Source organism: Glacieibacterium frigidum (assembly GCF_007097155.1).
Taxonomy (GTDB): domain Bacteria; phylum Pseudomonadota; class Alphaproteobacteria; order Sphingomonadales; family Sphingomonadaceae; genus Glacieibacterium; species Glacieibacterium frigidum.
Map to the genome: position 1 here is coordinate 927,526 of NZ_VJWA01000001.1, position 16,466 is coordinate 943,991.

Below are 16,466 nucleotides of genomic sequence, written 5' to 3' on the forward strand. Positions count from 1 at the left end.
CTGCCGCACGTCACCCCGCGAAAGCGGGATGACGAAGCACGGACCGTGCCCTACACCCCGCGCATGGTCGCCAGCGTCTTCGAACTCTTCAAGATCGGCGTCGGGCCGTCGTCGTCGCATACGATGGGGCCGATGACCGCGGCGTGCGATTTTGCGGCGACACTACCCGCGGGCGTCGCGCGCGTCCGGGCGGAGCTGTTCGGCAGCCTCGCGCTGACCGGCAAGGGCCACGCCACCGACCATGCCGTGCTGCTCGGCCTGAGCGGCGAGCGGCCCGAGAACCTGTGCCCCGACGCCAGCGCCACGACGGTCGCCGCAATCCGGGCTACCGGGCGGCTGCGTCTGGGCGGCACGGCCGACATTGCCTTCGACGAAGCCCGCGACGTGCTGTGGCACCAGCGCGAGCGACTGCCCTTCCATTCCAACGGCATGCGCTTCACCGCCTTCGCCGCCGACGGCGCCGAGCTGTGCACGAGCGTCGCCTATTCGATCGGCGGCGGCGCGGTGGTGGGGGAGGCCGAGATCGCGCGCAACGCCCCGCCCGAGGGGCTGGCGGACGCGCCGCACAATTTCCATTCGGGCGACGAGTTGCTCCGCATGGCGGCGGCGACGGGCCTCGACATCGGCGGGCTGGCGCTCGCCAACGAACTCGCCGCGCACAGCGAGGCCGAGGTGCGGACGCGCCTCGCCGCGATCCGCGCCGCGATGTCGGACTGTATCGACCGCGGCTGCCGCAGCCTCGAAGCCGAATTGCCGGGCGGTCTCAGGGTCCGCCGCCGCGCCCCCGCGGTGCTGGCGCTGCTCCGCGACCGGCAGGAACGCGCGCTCGCCGATCCGCTGGCAGTGCTCGACTGGGTCAACCTCTGGGCGCTCGCGGTCAACGAGGAGAATGCCGCCGGGGGCAGGGTGGTCACTGCGCCAACCAACGGCGCTGCCGGCATCATCCCGTCGGTCCTGCGCTACTACGAACGCTTCGCCCCCGGCGCGACGGTCGAGGGCGCCGATCGCTTTCTGCTAGTCGCAGCGGCGATCGGCAGCCTGTTCAAGGAGAACGCCTCGATCTCGGGCGCCGAGGTCGGCTGCCAGGGCGAGGTCGGGGTCGCTTGCTCGATGGCCGCGGCGGGGCTGACCGCGGCGCTCGGCGGTACCGACATGCAGATCGAGAACGCCGCCGAGATCGGCATGGAGCACAACCTTGGCCTGACGTGCGACCCAGTCGGAGGCTTGGTCCAGGTGCCGTGCATCGAGCGCAACGCGGTCGGCGCGGTCAAGGCGATCGAGGCCGCGCGCCTGTCGCTGCTCGGCGACGGGACGCACCGCGTCAGCCTCGATCAGGTCATTGAAACCATGCGCCGCACCGGCGCCGACATGGGCGAGAAGTACAAGGAAACGTCGCTCGGCGGGCTGGCGGTCAACGTCGTCGCCTGCTGACCTCTCTCCCGCTTGCGGGGAGAAAGCGACCCGCAGTCTTCAGCCCGGCGGCAGCATCGTCAGCGAATTCTGGACGACCGTGTCCTCGCGCTCCTCGAGATCCGCCGTGCCGTCCGGATCGTCGTGGGTCCGCTCCTCGTCGTCGCCCAATGGCGCATCGAGCGGATCGGTCGTCTGGCCCGACGCCGCACGGTCGCCCGCCAGTTCCTCGACGCTAAGCGGGGCATCGGCATTTTCGGTGAATTTGGGCGGGCTGGCCATGGTCGCTCTCCAACGGGTTCGCCCAGACAACGAACATCGCGGTGCGGCGCTCCGTCGCAACTCCGTGAAATCTGTGTGTCACTGCGTCCGCGTGCGCGGTCGTTCCGTAATCAAATATTAAGGGGGCATTGTTGGTCGGGGACGGGCGGGGGCCTGCCGGGTTGCGTCGTTGCGTTGCGTTTAAGGGGTCTTCTGCCATGAAATCGATATTTGCCGCCGTCGCGTTGCTCGCGGCCGGTCCAGCCGCCGCGGGCGTGCTCTACCAGTCGCTGCCCGACCTGACCGTCGATCCGGTCGTCGCGGGCTATTGCAGCAGCTGCAACAGCTTTCTGCAGTTCCGCATCTACGACACCTTCACCCTGGCGCAGGACTCGACGATCGACAGCGTGACCTTCGCGCTCGACACCAGCTTCTATGCCGGCAATGCCGTCAACATCGGCTTCTTCAACCTCGCCGGCGCCCTGCCTGGAACGAGTATCGCCAGCTACACCTTCACGCCCGCCGAGTTCACCAGCAGTGTCGCCGTGCCGACCGCCAGCGAGCGCACGCGGTCGCTGGTCACCGTCGCGATCCCCGGCCTCGCACTGGCGGCGGGCAGCTATGACATCAGCTTCTTCAACGCGAACGGCCTGTCGATCCCCGGCTATGCCAAGGCGGGTGGCACGCTGTACCAGTCGGGCAATTTCTTCGATCCGGCCGGCTTCAAGCCGAACCAGTCGGCAGCCTTCTCGGTGTCGGGCGCCGTACCCGAGCCGGCATCCTGGGCGCTGCTGATCACCGGCTTCGGCCTTGTCGGCCTTGGCATGCGCCGCCGGGTCGCACTCGCCGCCTGACTTTGCTACGGGGGGCGGCATGTCCGCTCCCCGCACGCTCTACGCCAAGATCTGGGACGATCACGTCGTCCGCACCGGTGACGACGGCACTGACCTTATCTGGATCGACCGGCACCTGATCCACGAGGTCACGACGCCCCAGGCGTTCGAAGGGCTGCGGCTGGCCGGGCGGCGCGTCCATCGCCCCGACCTGACGCTCGGCGTGCCCGATCACAACGTGCCGACGACTGATCGCTATCTGCCCAATCCCGATCCCGCGAGCACGCTGCAGCTGGCGACGCTGGAGGCGAACTGCGCCGAGTTCGGCGTCGAGCTGATCGGCATCCATGCCGCCGCACAGGGCATCGTCCATGTCATCGGGCCCGAGCAGGGCTTCACGCTGCCGGGCCTGACTTTGGTTTGCGGCGACAGCCATACTGCGACGCACGGCGCCTTCGGCGCGCTGGCGTTCGGCATCGGCACGTCCGAGGTCGAGCATGTCTTCGCGACGCAGACTTTGCACCTCGCACGCGCCAAGGCGATGCGCGTCACGGTGACGGGGACGCTCGGCTTTTCGATCAGCGCGAAGGACGTCGCGCTCGCGGTCATCGGCCAGCTCGGCACTGGCGGCGGCACGGGGCATGTCATCGAATTTGCCGGGCCGGTGATCGAGACGCTTTCGATGGAAGGGCGGATGACGCTCTGCAACATGGCGATCGAGGCGGGCGCGCGGGCTGGCCTCGTCGCCCCTGACGCCAAGACCTTCGCCTATGTCGAAGGCCGCCCGCGCGCGCCGCAGGGTGCCGACTGGGACGCGGCGGTCGCGTATTGGCGGACACTGCCGAGCGACCCGGGCGCGGTGTTCGATACCGAGATCGTCGTCGACGGCAGCGCAATCGCGCCGCTGGTGACCTGGGGCACCAGTCCCGAGGACGTCGTGCCGATCACCGGCACGGTGCCCGATCCCGCCGGCTTCGCCGACGCAGGCAAGCAGGTCGCGGCTGCCAAGTCGCTGGCGTACATGGGCCTCGCGCCGGGCACGCGCCTCGCCGATGTCGCGGTCGAGAACATTTTTATCGGCAGCTGCACCAACAGCCGCATCGAGGACCTGCGCGCCGCCGCCGCCGTGGCGCAGGGCCGTCGCGTCGCGCCCAACATTCGCCAGGCGCTCGTCGTGCCGGGGTCAGGGCTGGTCAAGCGCCAGGCCGAATCTGAAGGGCTCGACCGCGTGTTCATCGAGGCCGGCTTCGACTGGCGCGAACCCGGCTGCTCGATGTGCCTCGGCATGAACCCCGACAAGGTGCCGCCGGGCGAACGCTGCGCGTCGACCAGCAATCGCAATTTCGTGGGGCGGCAGGGTCCGGGCGCCCGCACCCATCTGCTCAGCCCCGCGATGGCGGCGGCAGCGGCGGTGACGGGGCGCCTGACCGACGTGCGGGAGTTGATGGCCTGATGCAGCCTTTCCACACCCTCACCGGCACCGCCGTCCCGTTCGGGGCGGAGAATGTCGACACCGATGCGATCATCCCGGCGCGCTTCCTGAAGACTGTGACCCGGGCGGGGCTGGGCGCGCACGCCTTTGCGACGCTGCGCGAGGATCCGGCGAACATCTTCGATGCGCCGCAGAACAGGGGCGCGCCGATCCTGATCGCGGGCGACAACTTCGGCTGCGGGTCGAGCCGCGAGCACGCGCCCTGGGCGCTGGCCGACATGGGGTTCCGCGTGGTCATCGCGCCCTCGTTCGCCGACATCTTCGCGGGCAACGCCTTCAAGAACGGCATCCTGCTCGTCGCGCTGCCGCAGGAACAGATCGACCGGCTGATGGAGGTCGCGGCCGACCAGCCGCTGACCGTCGACCTCGAGAACCAGGTCGTGACGACGCCATATCAGGACCGCTTCGCCTTCGCGGTCGACCCGTTTCGGAAGGACTGCCTGCTCAACGGCAGCGACGAGATCGCGCTGACCGAGGCGCTGGGGCAAGACATCGCGGCGTTCGAGACGCGGCTGGCGAGCGCCCGGCCGTGGGTCGGCGGCGCTGCGGCACGGGTGGCGGCATGATCCTCGCCGTGACGCTCGCGATGGCCGCGGCGGCGAGCGGCTTCGATGCTACCGCCGATGCCTTCACCGGCTGCCTCGCAAGCAGCGTCCGCATGGGCATGACGATGCGCATGAAGCCCGACGACTTCGCCGTCGGCTTCGCCAAGTCGTGCCTTTCTGAACAGGCGGCGTTCCGCGCCGAGAGCATCAAGCGCGGCGTCGAGCTGGGCCGCACCGAGGCGGAAGCGACTGCCGAGACCGATGGCAACATCGCCAACGGCCGCCGCATCTACGCCGCCGATCAGGCAAAGTTCTACGCGACCGGCGAGGTGCCGCGCTGAGGCACCTCGCGCGGGACCGCCTATTGCTTGCGCGCGACCTCGACCGATTTGCGTCCGTTCAGGAAGTTCTCGGTCTCGCCGGTGAGCGTCTTGCCATCGGCCGAAACGGTCATGCGGTATGTGGCGATCTTCTTGCCGTCCCGGTAGTCGGTTTCGACCAGCGTCATCGGCCCCTCGCGCTTGATCGCCACCGATGTCCAGCCCGGATCGCCGGTCACCGGGGCCTCGGGCCCGTCGACCTTGGCGGTGTAGGTGACGCCCGTCGGGGTCGAGAATTTCAGCGTGTCACCGTCGAGCGCGAGGGTGAAGTTCAGTCCGCTCTCCGAAGCCTCGTTCCCCTTCAGGCCGCGCCACGACCCCGAAATCGCGTGTGCGCCCGCCACGGCAGTGCCGACGCGTTCGAACCTGTTGGTCCCCGTGACCGGTACCCCGTTCGTCGCGGACATGTCGGTATAGGCATTGGCCATCATCTTGCCGTCGGGTGAAACCGTCGCGGTCGATTCGCCCGCCGGCTTGCCCGCCTTGGTCGACATGCGCTTGATCGTGTTCGGATCGACCACGGTCACCGACATCATGTCGTAATAGGGATTGCCCTTCACCGCGTGGAACTTGCCATCGGCGGGGATTTTCACCGGGGGCGTGCAGGTCGAGCACGAATAGGTGCCGCCCGCGAGGCTGTAGACGATAGGCTTTTCCGACATCTGCGATGCGGCGGTGTCGGCCTTCCACGTCCCGTCGAATGGGCTGGCGGCGGTGGCGGGCGCGGCCGCGACTAGGGCGGCGACGGCGAACAGGTAGGATTTCATGGTCGGTTCCTCGGCTGGTGGCGCGGCCCTGCCTGACCCTGCGCCGAATCGTTGCGTGTCCGCAAGTAAATCCTCACGCGGCTTGGCGGCGACGGTCGAACCCCGCTAGGGGGGTGGCATGACCAAGACCCTCCTCCTCCTTTCCGGCGACGGCATCGGCCCCGAAGTCACTGCACAGAGCGAGCGAATCGTTGCCGCGCTCGACGCAGGCATCGTCACCTCGACCGCGCGCTTCGGCGGCGCGGGCATCGACGCCGACGGGGTGCCGCTGACCGACGCGGTGCTGGCTGAGGCCAAGGCCGCCGACGCGGTGCTGATGGGGGCGGTCGGCGGGCCGCAGTGGAGCGGACAGCCCTACGACAAGCGGCCCGAGGCAGGGCTGCTGGCGCTGCGTGCGGGGATGAACGTCTACGCCAATCTGCGCCCGGCGCGCTGCTTCGCGAGCCTTGCCGACGCGTCGAGCCTGAAGCGCGAACTGGTCGAAGGCCTCGACATATTGTTCGTCCGCGAGCTGACCGGCGGCGTCTATTTTGGCAATCCGCGCGGCATCGAGGATCTGGGCGGCGGCGAGCGGCGCGGGGTCAACACCCACAGCTATACCAGCGGCGAGATCCGCCGCGTCGCGCGCGTCGCGTTCGAGCTGGCGGCGGGCCGGTCGGGGCGCGTCTGCTCGGCGGAGAAGTCGAACGTCATGGAGGCCGGGCTGCTCTGGCGTGAGGAGGTGCAGGCGCTGCGCGACGCCGAATACCCACACGTCGAATTGAGCCACATGCTCGCCGACAATACCGCGATGCAGCTGGTGAAATACCCCAAGCAGTTCGACATCATCCTGACCGACAATCTGTTCGGCGATATCTTGAGCGACGAGGCGGCGATGCTGACCGGTTCGCTCGGCCTGCTGCCCTCGGCGGCGATCGGCGAGGCGGGGACCCCCGGGCTGTACGAGCCGATCCACGGCTCGGCGCCCGACATCGCTGGGCAGGGTGTGGCGAACCCCTGCGCGTCGATCCTCAGCCTGGCGATGGCGCTGCGCTATTCGCTCGGGCGGCCCGACCTGGCGACGCGCGTCGAGGCGGCGGTCGAGGCGGCGCTCGACGCAGGCGCGCGGACGCGCGATCTGGGCGGCACACTCGGCACCGCGGACATGGGCGACGCGATCCTCGCGCGGTTATAGCGCTGCGGCGACCGCTGCGACGGCGCGCGCCACGTCGGCGTCGGAAGTCCGCCAGTTGCACACGCTGATCCGCATCGCGCGGCGGCCGCGGTACAGCGTGCCGCTGAAGAACGCCTCGCCCCCGGCGTTGACGCGCGCGATCACCGCGTCGGTGCAGTCGGCTCCGTCCGCGCCGGTGAAGCGGACCAGCGCCTGGTTGAGCCCGGGGCCGCCGACCAGCGCCGCGCCGGGCAGTGCCGCGACGCCGTGCGCGAGCGCCGCGGCATGGTCGCAGCAGCGGTCGAACAGCGCCGCCAGCCCGTCGCGGCCCAGCTCGCGCAGCGCTGCATAGACGATATAGCCGCGCCCGCGCCGCGAGAATTCGGGCGTCCAGTCGATCGCGTCGCGCGCGCCGCCGTCGACGACCAGATAGCTCGCGCTGACCGTCATCGCGGCGCGGTGCGCGGCGGCGTCGCGGACAACCGCGATGCCGCAGTCGTAGGGCGTGTTGAGCCATTTGTGCGCGTCTGTCGCCCAGCTGTCGGCGAGCTCGACCCCGGCGACATGCGCACGCAGGCGCGGGCTGGCGGCCGCCCATAGCCCGAAGGCGCCGTCGACATGCACCCACGCCCCTGCGGCGCGCGCGATCGGGATCAGCGTCGCGAAATCGTCGCACGCGCCAATGTTCAGGTCGGCGGCGTTCAGCGCGACGATCGTCGGCAGGCCGCCCCGCTCGGCGAGCGCGGCGGCCAGCGTTTCGGGGCGCACCCGATCGTCGTCGCCGGTCGCCAGCGGCACCACGGCGCGCGAGCCGATGCCGAGCAGGCGCAGCGCGCGGTCGAGCGAATGGTGGCGCTGGGCGTTGGCCAGCACCGCGATCGGCGGCGCACCGTTGAGCCCGTCCGCCTCGACGTCCCAGCCGCGCGCCGCCAGCAGCGCGTGGCGCGCCGCGGCGAGCGCGGTGACGTGCGCCATCTGGCAGCCGGTGGTCAGCGCGAACGAGGCGCTGGCGGGCAAGCCGAGCACGTCTTTCAGCCACGCCCCCGCGACCTCCTCCGCCACCGACGCGGCAGGCGCGCAGCTGTACATCCCGGCATTCTCGTCCCAGGCGGCGGTCAGCCAGTCTGCGGCAAGCGCGGCGGGGAGCGCCCCGCCGATCACCCAGGCGAAGAAGCGCCCGCCGGTGCTGGCGTTGTGGCCGCCCTCGGTCGCGGCGACGAGCTCGTCGATGACGCGGTCGGGCGCTACGCCGGTCGCGGGCAGGCCGGTGTCGAGCCGGGCGCGCAGCGTCGCCAGGTCGACCGTCGCGCCGACCGGCGCGCTGTCGAGCCCGTCGATATAGACGCGCGCGGCTGCCACGGCCCGCTCCATCGCCCGCCAGCTGCTGTCGTCCGTCATGCCGATCCTCCCCTGCGGCGGCGTTCTAGCGCCGGTCCGGAGGTGCCGTCGCGCGGATTCCGGACGCCGCACGGGCAGCGCGCAAGAATAAGTTGGTTGCCATTATCCCGACGCCCGCGTTCATTCACCCAATGTCTCTCACCGTCCGTATCTTTGTCGCCCTCGTCCTGGGTCTGGGCGTCGGCATCGCGCTCGCGGCATTCGCGACGCCCGATGTGACAGCGCGCGTCGCGAGCATCGCCGAGCCGATCGGCAACATCTGGCTCGACGCGCTGCAGATGACGATCATCCCGCTGGTCTTCGCGCTGCTGTTCACCGGCATCGCGAGTGCAGCGGGCACCGCCAGCGCCAGTGCGCGCGCGGCGAAGGCGCTGCTGTGGTTCGCGGCCATCGTCATCGCGGGCGGCACGATGAGCGTCATCGTCACGCCGCTGCTGCTCCACCTGTGGCCGGTCCCGGCGGAGGCGGCGGCGCGACTGCTCGCCAGTGCCGGTGCGGCGCCGGCCGCCGAGCCGCTGTCGGCGGCGCAGTGGGTGCGCAGCTTCGTGCCGTCGAATGCCGTGGCAGCGGCCGCGTCGGGAAGCATGCTGCCCGTCGTCGTCTTCGCGATGGCCTTCGCACTCGCCGCGACGCGCATTCCGGAGGGGCCGCGCGCCTCGCTCGGCGGCTTCTTCGACGGCGTCGTGCAGACCATGCTGGTGCTCGTCGACTGGGTGCTGCGGGCGGCGCCGATCGGCGTGTTCGCGCTGGCGCTGCTCGTCGGCACGCGCGCCGGCATCGCCGCGATCGGCGTGCTCGCGCATTATGTGGCGATCGTCATCATCGTCCAGATCGTGCTGATCGCCGGGCTGTACCTGCTCATCGCGGTGGTGCGCCCGGTGCCGCTGCTGCGCTTCGCGCGCGCCATCCTGCCCGCGCAGATCGTCGCGCTCAGCACCCAGTCGTCGATCGCGACGCTGCCCGCGATGGTCGAGGTCGCGACGCAGGAGCTTCGCCTGCCGCAGCCGATCGCGCGCCTCGTTCTGCCGCTCGCGGTGTCGGTGTTCCGCGCCACCAGTGCGCCCGCCAACCTCGCGGTGGTGGTGTACGTTTCCTATCTCCACGGCGTCGCGCTCGACCCGTGGGCGCTCGCGGCGGGCGTCGCGGTGGCGTTCGCGGTCAGCATCGCCGCGGTCGGCCTGCCGGGGCAGGTGTCGTTCATCACGAGCGTCGCACCGATCGCGCTGGCGATGGGGGTGCCGATCGTCGTGCTGCCGCTGCTGATCGCGGTCGAACTTCTTCCCGACCTGTTCCGCACCATCGGCAATGTGACCGCAGACCTCGCGGTGACCACGGTGCTGGCGAAGGGCGAGGACGAGACCGAGCCTACTGCTGCGACAACTTGACGCGCCGGACGAACCGCCTAGTCTCCGCATGCGGTCTTGTCACGCCGTAACCGAGTGGGGCACCTGCTCAACGCCGGGTCCCACCCAACTTGGGGAGAGCGACCATGGAAATTCAGACGATCTGGATGTGGATTCTCATCGCGCCGGCCATCGGCGTCATCGGCCTGGGCATGATGCGCTAGCGCCGCCGCGGGCCGGCATCGTCCGGCCCGCTTGTCATCACCCTGCAATCCCGCGCGGCCTGACGCTCCGGTAACAACTGGAGGCGGGCATGAAACTGGCATTTGCGGTCGCGGCATTGTTGCTCGGCGCGAGCAGCGCGCAGGCAGCGACCTTCGCGTTCACCTATGTCTCGACCGGCGGCACGCTGACCGGCCGGCTGACGGGCACCTTGCTCGGCGACGGCAACACCGTGGCGATCGACGGGGTCGCGGGGCCGATCCGCTTCGACGGCGTTGCCGGGCCGGCGACGCCGGTGGTGATCACCGCGAGCACGCTGTACGGCGTCGAGCGCGCCCCGACGGTGACATTCGACGGCGCGATCCTCGACTTCTTCGCGATCACCGACCCCGACAATTTCGAGATCGGCGTGCTGTTCGACCCCGACATCGTCGACTTCCAGCCGCTGGTGTCGACCAGCCCCGAGTTCGGCAACATCCGCGAGCCCTATGAAGCCGGGCGCTGGTCGCTCGCCGCGGTGCCCGAGCCCGCGACCTGGGGCCTGATGATCGCCGGCTTCGGCCTCGTCGGTGCGGCGCAGCGGCGGCGGCGCCTCGCTATCTGACGCTGCCGTCGCGCGTCCAGGTGATGCGGATGCTGACCCACGCGCCGATCATCGGGCGGCCGCCCTCGCGCGGCGGGCGGACGCGGAACTGCCACGCCGCCTTGCGCAGCGTGCCCGCCAGCCGCGTGCCCGGCGTGTCCTCCAGCTCGAAACAATCCTCGACGCGGTAGTTCGCGACGGTGCGGCAGGCGATCATGCCATAGCTGTCGTTCGGCGCGCCGCCCTCGGGCAGGTAATAGGCGAGCTGCGCCGACGTCGGCTCGACCTGCCACTCGGCCGCGTACAGCGGCTCGCCGCCGGGGCCGGTGCGCTTGCCCAGTGTCGGGCCATAGGTCGGGCCGATCGCCCTGCTCGACGCGGTGCCGTCGGCGACCGCGGTGCCCGTGTCCTTGGTCGGCGCGGGCGGGGCCTTGGCGAGATCGAAGTCGATGTCGAGGATGGCCGTCGGTTCGGCTTTGGGCGCCGGCACCTTGGGCGGCGGCGCAACAGTGCGCGTCGCGCGCAGTGGGGAGGGGGCAGCGTCGACCTGCTCGGCCGGGGTCGGGGTGACACGTGTCGGCGGCGGCGGCCGCTCCTCCGTGACGTTCACGACCATCATGGCCGCGCGCTCGATGATCGGCGGCACCTTGACCTGCCCGAGCACGATCAGCGCGGTGATCAGCAGCGCATGGACGATCAGCACGATCAGCAGCGCGATGATACGCCGCCGGGCGCGCGGATCGTCCGACAGGGGCTGGGACGACGCCGCACGCATGGCCGCAGCGCCTAGAGCGCCCCGCCGCGCGCCGCAACCTGCCTTGCCGGTTCGAACAGCGCGGCCTAAGAGCGCGCCGCACAGGAGACCTTCCAATGGCCTATAAAGTCGTCGTCGTCGGCGCGACCGGCAGCGTCGGGCGCGAGATGCTCAACATCCTCGCCGAGCGGCAGTTTCCGATTGCGGAAATCGCCGCAGTCGCCAGCGGCCGCAGCCAGGGCGACATGATCGACTTCGGCGAGGCGGGCCAAGAGCTCAAGGTGCAGAATATCGAGCACTTCGATTTCACCGGCTACGACATCGCGCTGTTCGCCGCGGGCTCGGGCCCGGCGAAGATCTACGCGCCCAAGGCGGCCGCAGCGGGCTGCACGGTGATCGACAACAGCTCGCTGTTCCGCATGGATCACGACGTGCCGCTGATCGTGCCGGAGGTGAACCCGCAGGCGATCGACGGGTACAAGCGCCGCAACATCATCGCCAACCCGAACTGCTCGACCGCGCAGATGGTCGTCGCGCTGAAGCCGCTGCACGATGCCGCGACGATCAAGCGCGTCGTCGTCTCGACCTATCAGTCGGTCAGCGGCGCCGGCAAGGCGGGCATGGACGAGCTGTTCGAGCAGACCCGCGCGGTGTTCGTCGGCGACCCCAAGACCAGCTCCAAGTTCACCAAGCAGATCGCCTTCAACGTCATCCCGCACATCGACAGCTTCATGGACGACGGCTCCACCAAGGAAGAGTGGAAGATGGTCGTCGAGACGCGCAAGATCATGGCGGCCGAAATCGAGGTCACCGCGACCTGCGTCCGCGTGCCGGTGTTCGTCGGGCACAGCGAGGCGATCAACATCGAGTTCGAGCGTCCGCTGTCGGTCGCCGAGGCGCAGCGCATCCTGCGAGAGGCGCCGGGCATCATGCTGATCGATAAGCGCGAGGACGGCGGCTACATCACGCCGATCGAGTGCGTCGGCGAATACGCCACCTACATCAGCCGCGTCCGCAAGGACCCGACCGTCCCGCACGGCCTCAACCTGTGGTGCGTCAGCGACAACCTCCGCAAGGGCGCCGCGCTGAACGCGGTGCAGATCGCCGAACTGCTCGGGCGGCGGCATCTGCAGAAGGCGGCTTGATCGTCCTCGAGCCACTGCCCGCCGACCTCGACCTCGATCAGGCGGCGGACAATTGGGGTTCGGCCTATGGCGACCGCGACGGGCTTCGGGCGATAATCGGCGAACTGTTCCGCACCCAGCGGCCGCAGCCCTGGGGCAATTATCTCGCGCGGCGCGACGGCGAGGCGGTCGGCCTGTGTGCGTTCAAGGCGCCGCCCGCCGATGGTGCGGTGGAGATCGCCTACGGCACTTTCCCGCCTGTCCAGCGCCAAGGGGTCGCGCAGGCCATGGCGGCGGGCCTGATCGAGATCGCGCGGGGTCGGGGCGTCGTGCTGGTCGTCGCGCACACGCTTCCCGAACCCAATACGTCGAACCGCATCCTCGCCCGTCTCGGTTTCAGCTTTGCCGGCGACGCAGAGGACCCCGACGACGGCCACGTCTGGCTCTGGCAACGCCCCGCCTGACCAGCAAGGTCTTGGCGTGCTTCGTTTCGGCTGCTCTACAAGAGTGCATGGACCAGCCGGCGCCCGTCATCCCGACCATGCACCTGACCACCGCGGACCTGCCCGAGGACCGGCAGTTCGCGGCCTGGGCGTCGTTCACGACCCAGTCGCGGGTGACGCGGCCGGGGACGGGGCCGTTCTTCGCCGAGGCCGACTTCTGGAACCTCGACCGCATGCTCGTCTCAGTCCAGACCACCGATGCGTTCACGATGGACCGTGACGCGCAGTATCTGCAGTCGACCGCCGCGAACCACTTCCTGATCGTCGTGCCCTACACGGGCGAATATCGCTTCACCGCGCCGGGGATCGACGAAGCGCTGGGGCCGGGCGACGTCGTCGTCGCCAATCTCAATCGCCTCGGCCGCTGCGACATCGCCGGCCGCGCCCACAGCATCGGCATCACCATGTCGCGCGCCTTCCTCGAGGAAGCGGGCGGCATGGTCGACGTCCACGGCGTGCTGCCGCGCACCCCCGAGACGCGGCTGTTCGTCGCCTTCCTGCGCTCGCTGGTCGAGCAGCTGCCGTCGACCGCGCCGGCCAGCGTCGCGCCGCTGTCGCGCATCGTCCGCGACCTGTTCGCCAATGCCGTCGCCGGCATCGCGCGGCCCGAGGGCAGGGCGCTGGCAACGACGCTCCGGGCGCGGGCGCATGCCTATATCCGGGCCCAGCCGCCGGGCAGCCTCGACGTCGAGCGGATGATCGCCGACCTCGCGACGACGCGGTCGAGCCTGTTCCGCCTGTTTCGCGACGAGGGCGGGGTGCTGACCTTCGACCGGCGGCGGCGGCTCCGCCTCGTCCACCGCGCCGTCGCCGATCCCCTCGACCACCGCACGCTTGGGGAGATCGGCTTCGACTGCGGCTTCGAGGACGCCGCGCATCTGGCGAACCAGTTCAAGGCGAGCTTCGGCTATTCGATGAGCGACCTGCGCGGCCACATCAACGACCATCCCGTCGCCGAACCCGCCGGCGCGACCCCCGCCGAGCTCTACCGCCGGGCCGTCGCCGCGCTCGTCTGAGGCTGGCACGCAGGTCCAAGCGAATGGTCCGCCGGCTCAAACGCCCGGCGTGACGAAGCAGCTAGACGGCTCCCACACCAAAGGGGAGCCCGAACATGTTGAAAACCATCGCCATCGCCGCGGCACTCGCCGCCGTGCCATCGACGGCGCTTGCGGCCGCATCGACCAACAGCTTCGTCGCGTTGAACGGCTTCGGGCCCAACGGGATCGATGTCGACATCACGCGGTCGGGAATATTCGGCGGCAACAACGAGCTCTTCGCGCAGGCCCTGAACGTGACCGGCAGCTCGGTCATCGCAACCTATTCGGGCTTCGACAGCGCCCACCACGCCTATGCCTCGACGCGTTACCAGTACGACGCGCCAAGCGCGCAGCGCGTCACCCTCGATGCGCAGGGCTATATCGACAGCTTCGGCCTGGGGCACGGCATGGCCATCGCGGCAGCGTGGCACATGAGCGGCGCGGGCGACCTGTTGTGGGTCGATATCCAGCAGCTCGACAGCTGCAGCAGCGGCTGCGACGTGACCGGCTACTCGACCTTCGCCCGGTCGTGGACCCGCGTCGCCCAGGCCGGCGACAGCCTCTTCCTGACCATCACCGCGAAAAGCTTCGGCGACATGCCCGCAAACCCCGTGCCGTCGATCGGCGCGTTCACAGCCGGTCTCGCCAGCGACGGCTTTCGCTCGGCGCAAAGCATGATGACGCGCAGCATATCGATCAGCGCGGTCCCCGAACCGGCCAGCTGGGCCCTGCTGATCGCCGGCTTCGGTGCGGTCGGGTCGGCAGCCCGCCGCCGCCGCGCGACCCGCGCGACGGTCGCCGGCTGAGCGGCGGCGAAACCTCGAATTTCGATCGCAGGCCGGGCGCCCCGGCACGAACAAGGAAACAGACGATGAAGATGCCCATCCTCACGCTGCTGAGCTTCGCCCTGGCGGCGCCCGCGACCGCCACGGTCACGACCGCCGAAACTTTGGTGTACGTCCAGACCGCGATCGAATCGGAATTTCTGCCGGGGTACGGTGTCGACAGCGCGCGGACCCTGGTCAACGGCGACACCGCCGTCCGCGCCGAGAGCAGCGCCGACATCAACAGCGGCCTCTATGCGGGGTACTATGGCGACGGCTTTGGCTATGCGCTGGCCAACAGCTTCTTTAAGGTCCTCGTCGACGGTGCGCCGGGCAGCCTGTGGCACGTCGCTGTCGGCTTCGCCGCGCAATCGAGCCGTGACCGCAATGCCACCAGCTCGCTGTTCTATCAGCTCGAACACTTCAACGCTGCCGACGAGCTGCTGTCGCGACGCAGCTTCTACACCGCGCTGTGCAGCGGCTGCGCCAACGAGGAGTATTTCGAGACCAGCGACCTCTGGCAGCTCGACGCGACAGCGGGCGACCAGCTGGTGCTGCAATACCAGGCGGTCGTCGGGCAGGCGACCAGCGGAGGCGGCTTCGGCTATGCCAATAACTACATCTCCTCGAGCCTGAGCGTCACTGCGGCATCGGTCCCCGAGCCTGCAACCTGGGCGATGCTCATCGCCGGCTTCGGGATGGCGGGCGCGGCGATGCGCCGCCGGCGCAACGTCCCGGCCTAGGGCCGCGCCGCCTCCAGCTTCGCCTGCCGCAGCGCGTTGGACTGGCACGACATGCAGAAGATTGCGCCGCCGAAAAGCGGCTGGGTGGTGCAGTAGCGCGCGACACCCTGCGATACCGGAACCGCGCAATTCGTGCAGTGGCGCTCAGGCGCTGCTTGCGAGGCGGCGGCGGGGCCGATGCGGCGTCGTGCCAGCGTCGAATTCGCCGCGGCCTCCTGCGGTTCGGCTGCCGGAATCGGTGTATCGGACAGCCGGAACTGCGCCGCCCAGCGCCGCGTGATCGGACGATGCAGTGCGAGCATCTGGTGGCCGACCCCTTCGAGCGTCGCCTGCCCGACCAGACTGGTCAGCGCGAGGACGCCGACCTTGTCCAGTGCGCGATTGACCGTCGTCGACAGCTGGTCGTTCTTGATAACCGTCTCGATGCCGGGAACATGCGTGCGGGGGCGGTTGATTGCGCCTTGCGAGATCAGAACGAGGCTCTTCAGCTTGGGTTGCACGGTGAAGCCGATCCGGCTCGGCAGCCGGATCATGCCATCGGCGATGACGGTCTCCAGCACCTTGATGTGGCGCCTGTTCTGCTCGATCGGCGACGCTGCACCGCGCGGCACCCTATCATAAAAGGTCGTGAACTCGCCGTGCTCGTTAATTTTGACGCCATTGGCGAAACGCTTGCTTTCGAGCACCCAGAATTCGAGCAGGCGATTGATCATCAGGTGGTCGATTTGCGCGACGAAGCCGCGATGCTCGATCCTAAGGTCGTGAATGATCATCCAGTTCGGGCTTCGGCCGAAATGCAGGTCGATCTCGTAAGCCGCCTCGGCCTCGCCGCGGTCGCCCGAGCGAAGGTTGCGAATCTGGTCGCTGATCTGCTGGCGCTGCACGTCGGTCGCCTGCGGATGGCGCGCCAGCTGTTCGAGCGTCGCGATATCGTCGCGGCTGTTTTCCTGTGCCTTCAGGATCATGACCGGCGCCCGGGCGCCGTCGCGGCACGCGACACGAAGCTCATAAGCAACCCCCGAACCAGCGAGCCCCCTCGCCGGCAACCGTCCGCGACTCCGGACGGCGGGAGTTAAACTCAAATAGATTAAGAA

At 69.4% G+C, this 16,466-nt stretch carries 18 protein-coding genes; 13 read left to right on the forward strand and 5 right to left on the reverse strand.

Annotation, left to right across the window (positions count from 1 at the left end; genetic code table 11):
• The first annotated feature begins 63 nt into the window (after nucleotides 1-63).
• Complete coding sequence (locus FMM06_RS04440) at nucleotides 64-1,431, forward strand: L-serine ammonia-lyase (protein ID WP_144237083.1); 1,368 nt, start codon at nucleotides 64-66, stop codon at nucleotides 1,429-1,431.
• A 39-nt stretch (nucleotides 1,432-1,470) separates the two neighbouring features.
• Here FMM06_RS04440 and FMM06_RS04445 read toward each other — a convergent pair whose 3' ends face one another.
• Complete coding sequence (locus tag FMM06_RS04445) at nucleotides 1,471-1,692, reverse strand: hypothetical protein (RefSeq protein WP_143554965.1); 222 nt, start codon at nucleotides 1,690-1,692, stop codon at nucleotides 1,471-1,473.
• A 197-nt stretch (nucleotides 1,693-1,889) separates the two neighbouring features.
• On the opposite strand from FMM06_RS04445, the gene FMM06_RS04450 reads away from it, so the two are divergent.
• Genes FMM06_RS04450 through FMM06_RS04465 form a run of 4 tightly spaced genes read left to right on the forward strand, consistent with a single transcriptional unit; the run spans nucleotide 1,890 to nucleotide 4,882 of the window.
• Nucleotides 1,890-2,525, forward strand: a complete 636-nt coding sequence (locus FMM06_RS04450; RefSeq protein ID WP_143554966.1) for a PEPxxWA-CTERM sorting domain-containing protein — start codon at nucleotides 1,890-1,892, stop codon at nucleotides 2,523-2,525.
• Between the two features lie 19 nt (nucleotides 2,526-2,544).
• Nucleotides 2,545-3,957 (forward strand): 3-isopropylmalate dehydratase large subunit, encoded by a 1,413-nt coding sequence (leuC, locus tag FMM06_RS04455; protein ID WP_143554967.1) that lies wholly within the window; start codon nucleotides 2,545-2,547, stop codon nucleotides 3,955-3,957.
• Nucleotides 3,957-4,562 (forward strand): 3-isopropylmalate dehydratase small subunit, encoded by a 606-nt coding sequence (gene leuD / locus FMM06_RS04460; protein ID WP_143554968.1) that lies wholly within the window; start codon nucleotides 3,957-3,959, stop codon nucleotides 4,560-4,562. Before leuC ends, leuD begins: the two co-directional genes overlap by 1 nt.
• The gene (locus FMM06_RS04465; protein WP_143554969.1) at nucleotides 4,559-4,882 is read left to right on the forward strand and encodes a hypothetical protein; all 324 of its coding nucleotides are present in this window, start codon (nucleotides 4,559-4,561) and stop codon (nucleotides 4,880-4,882) included. Before leuD ends, FMM06_RS04465 begins: the two co-directional genes overlap by 4 nt.
• Nucleotides 4,883-4,902: 20 nt before the next feature.
• Here the strand turns inward: FMM06_RS04465 and FMM06_RS04470 are convergent, their stop codons facing one another.
• Nucleotides 4,903-5,688 carry a hypothetical protein gene (locus FMM06_RS04470; protein ID WP_143554970.1) on the reverse strand — a complete coding sequence of 262 codons (786 nt, stop codon included), beginning with the start codon at nucleotides 5,686-5,688 and terminating at the stop codon, nucleotides 4,903-4,905.
• Nucleotides 5,689-5,806: 118 nt separating this feature from the next.
• On the opposite strand from FMM06_RS04470, the gene leuB reads away from it, so the two are divergent.
• Nucleotides 5,807-6,862: a 3-isopropylmalate dehydrogenase gene (gene leuB, locus FMM06_RS04475; protein WP_143554971.1), complete on the forward strand. Its 1,056-nt coding sequence runs from the start codon at nucleotides 5,807-5,809 to the stop codon at nucleotides 6,860-6,862.
• Here leuB and FMM06_RS04480 read toward each other — a convergent pair.
• A complete protein-coding gene (locus tag FMM06_RS04480) occupies nucleotides 6,857-8,239 on the reverse strand; it encodes a pyridoxal phosphate-dependent decarboxylase family protein (RefSeq protein ID WP_143554972.1) in 1,383 nt (460 codons plus the stop codon). The genes leuB and FMM06_RS04480 overlap by 6 nt on opposite strands.
• Before the next feature lie 131 nt (nucleotides 8,240-8,370).
• On the opposite strand from FMM06_RS04480, the gene FMM06_RS04485 reads away from it, so the two are divergent.
• Nucleotides 8,371-9,624, forward strand: a complete 1,254-nt coding sequence (locus FMM06_RS04485; RefSeq protein ID WP_143554973.1) for a dicarboxylate/amino acid:cation symporter — start codon at nucleotides 8,371-8,373, stop codon at nucleotides 9,622-9,624.
• Between the two features lie 271 nt (nucleotides 9,625-9,895).
• Nucleotides 9,896-10,408, forward strand: coding sequence for a PEPxxWA-CTERM sorting domain-containing protein (locus tag FMM06_RS04490; protein ID WP_143554974.1), 513 nt, complete (start codon nucleotides 9,896-9,898; stop codon nucleotides 10,406-10,408).
• On the opposite strand, the gene FMM06_RS04495 is transcribed toward FMM06_RS04490, so the two are convergent.
• Nucleotides 10,401-11,162 (reverse strand): hypothetical protein, encoded by a 762-nt coding sequence (locus FMM06_RS04495; RefSeq protein WP_143554975.1) that lies wholly within the window; start codon nucleotides 11,160-11,162, stop codon nucleotides 10,401-10,403. The two genes, FMM06_RS04490 and FMM06_RS04495, sit on opposite strands and share 8 nt — an antisense overlap.
• 95 nt (nucleotides 11,163-11,257) lie before the next feature.
• On the opposite strand from FMM06_RS04495, the gene FMM06_RS04500 reads away from it, so the two are divergent.
• The 5 genes from FMM06_RS04500 to FMM06_RS04520 all read left to right on the forward strand — a co-directional run bounded on the left by FMM06_RS04500 (nucleotide 11,258) and on the right by FMM06_RS04520 (nucleotide 15,372).
• Entirely contained in the window at nucleotides 11,258-12,286 is a 1,029-nt protein-coding gene (locus FMM06_RS04500; RefSeq protein WP_143554976.1) for an aspartate-semialdehyde dehydrogenase, read from the forward strand.
• Nucleotides 12,283-12,729: a GNAT family N-acetyltransferase gene (locus FMM06_RS04505; protein ID WP_185965036.1), complete on the forward strand. Its 447-nt coding sequence runs from the start codon at nucleotides 12,283-12,285 to the stop codon at nucleotides 12,727-12,729. Before FMM06_RS04500 ends, FMM06_RS04505 begins: the two co-directional genes overlap by 4 nt.
• Before the next feature lie 47 nt (nucleotides 12,730-12,776).
• Entirely contained in the window at nucleotides 12,777-13,784 is a 1,008-nt protein-coding gene (locus tag FMM06_RS04510; RefSeq protein ID WP_143554978.1) for a helix-turn-helix domain-containing protein, read from the forward strand.
• A 95-nt stretch (nucleotides 13,785-13,879) separates the two neighbouring features.
• Nucleotides 13,880-14,611 carry a PEPxxWA-CTERM sorting domain-containing protein gene (locus FMM06_RS17120; protein WP_235889066.1) on the forward strand — a complete coding sequence of 244 codons (732 nt, stop codon included), beginning with the start codon at nucleotides 13,880-13,882 and terminating at the stop codon, nucleotides 14,609-14,611.
• Between the two features lie 65 nt (nucleotides 14,612-14,676).
• Nucleotides 14,677-15,372 (forward strand): PEPxxWA-CTERM sorting domain-containing protein, encoded by a 696-nt coding sequence (locus FMM06_RS04520; RefSeq protein ID WP_235889068.1) that lies wholly within the window; start codon nucleotides 14,677-14,679, stop codon nucleotides 15,370-15,372.
• Here the strand turns inward: FMM06_RS04520 and FMM06_RS04525 are convergent.
• Nucleotides 15,369-16,256, reverse strand: coding sequence for a nuclease-related domain-containing protein (locus FMM06_RS04525; RefSeq protein ID WP_185965037.1), 888 nt, complete (start codon nucleotides 16,254-16,256; stop codon nucleotides 15,369-15,371). The genes FMM06_RS04520 and FMM06_RS04525 overlap by 4 nt on opposite strands.
• Nucleotides 16,257-16,466 lie beyond the last annotated feature (210 nt).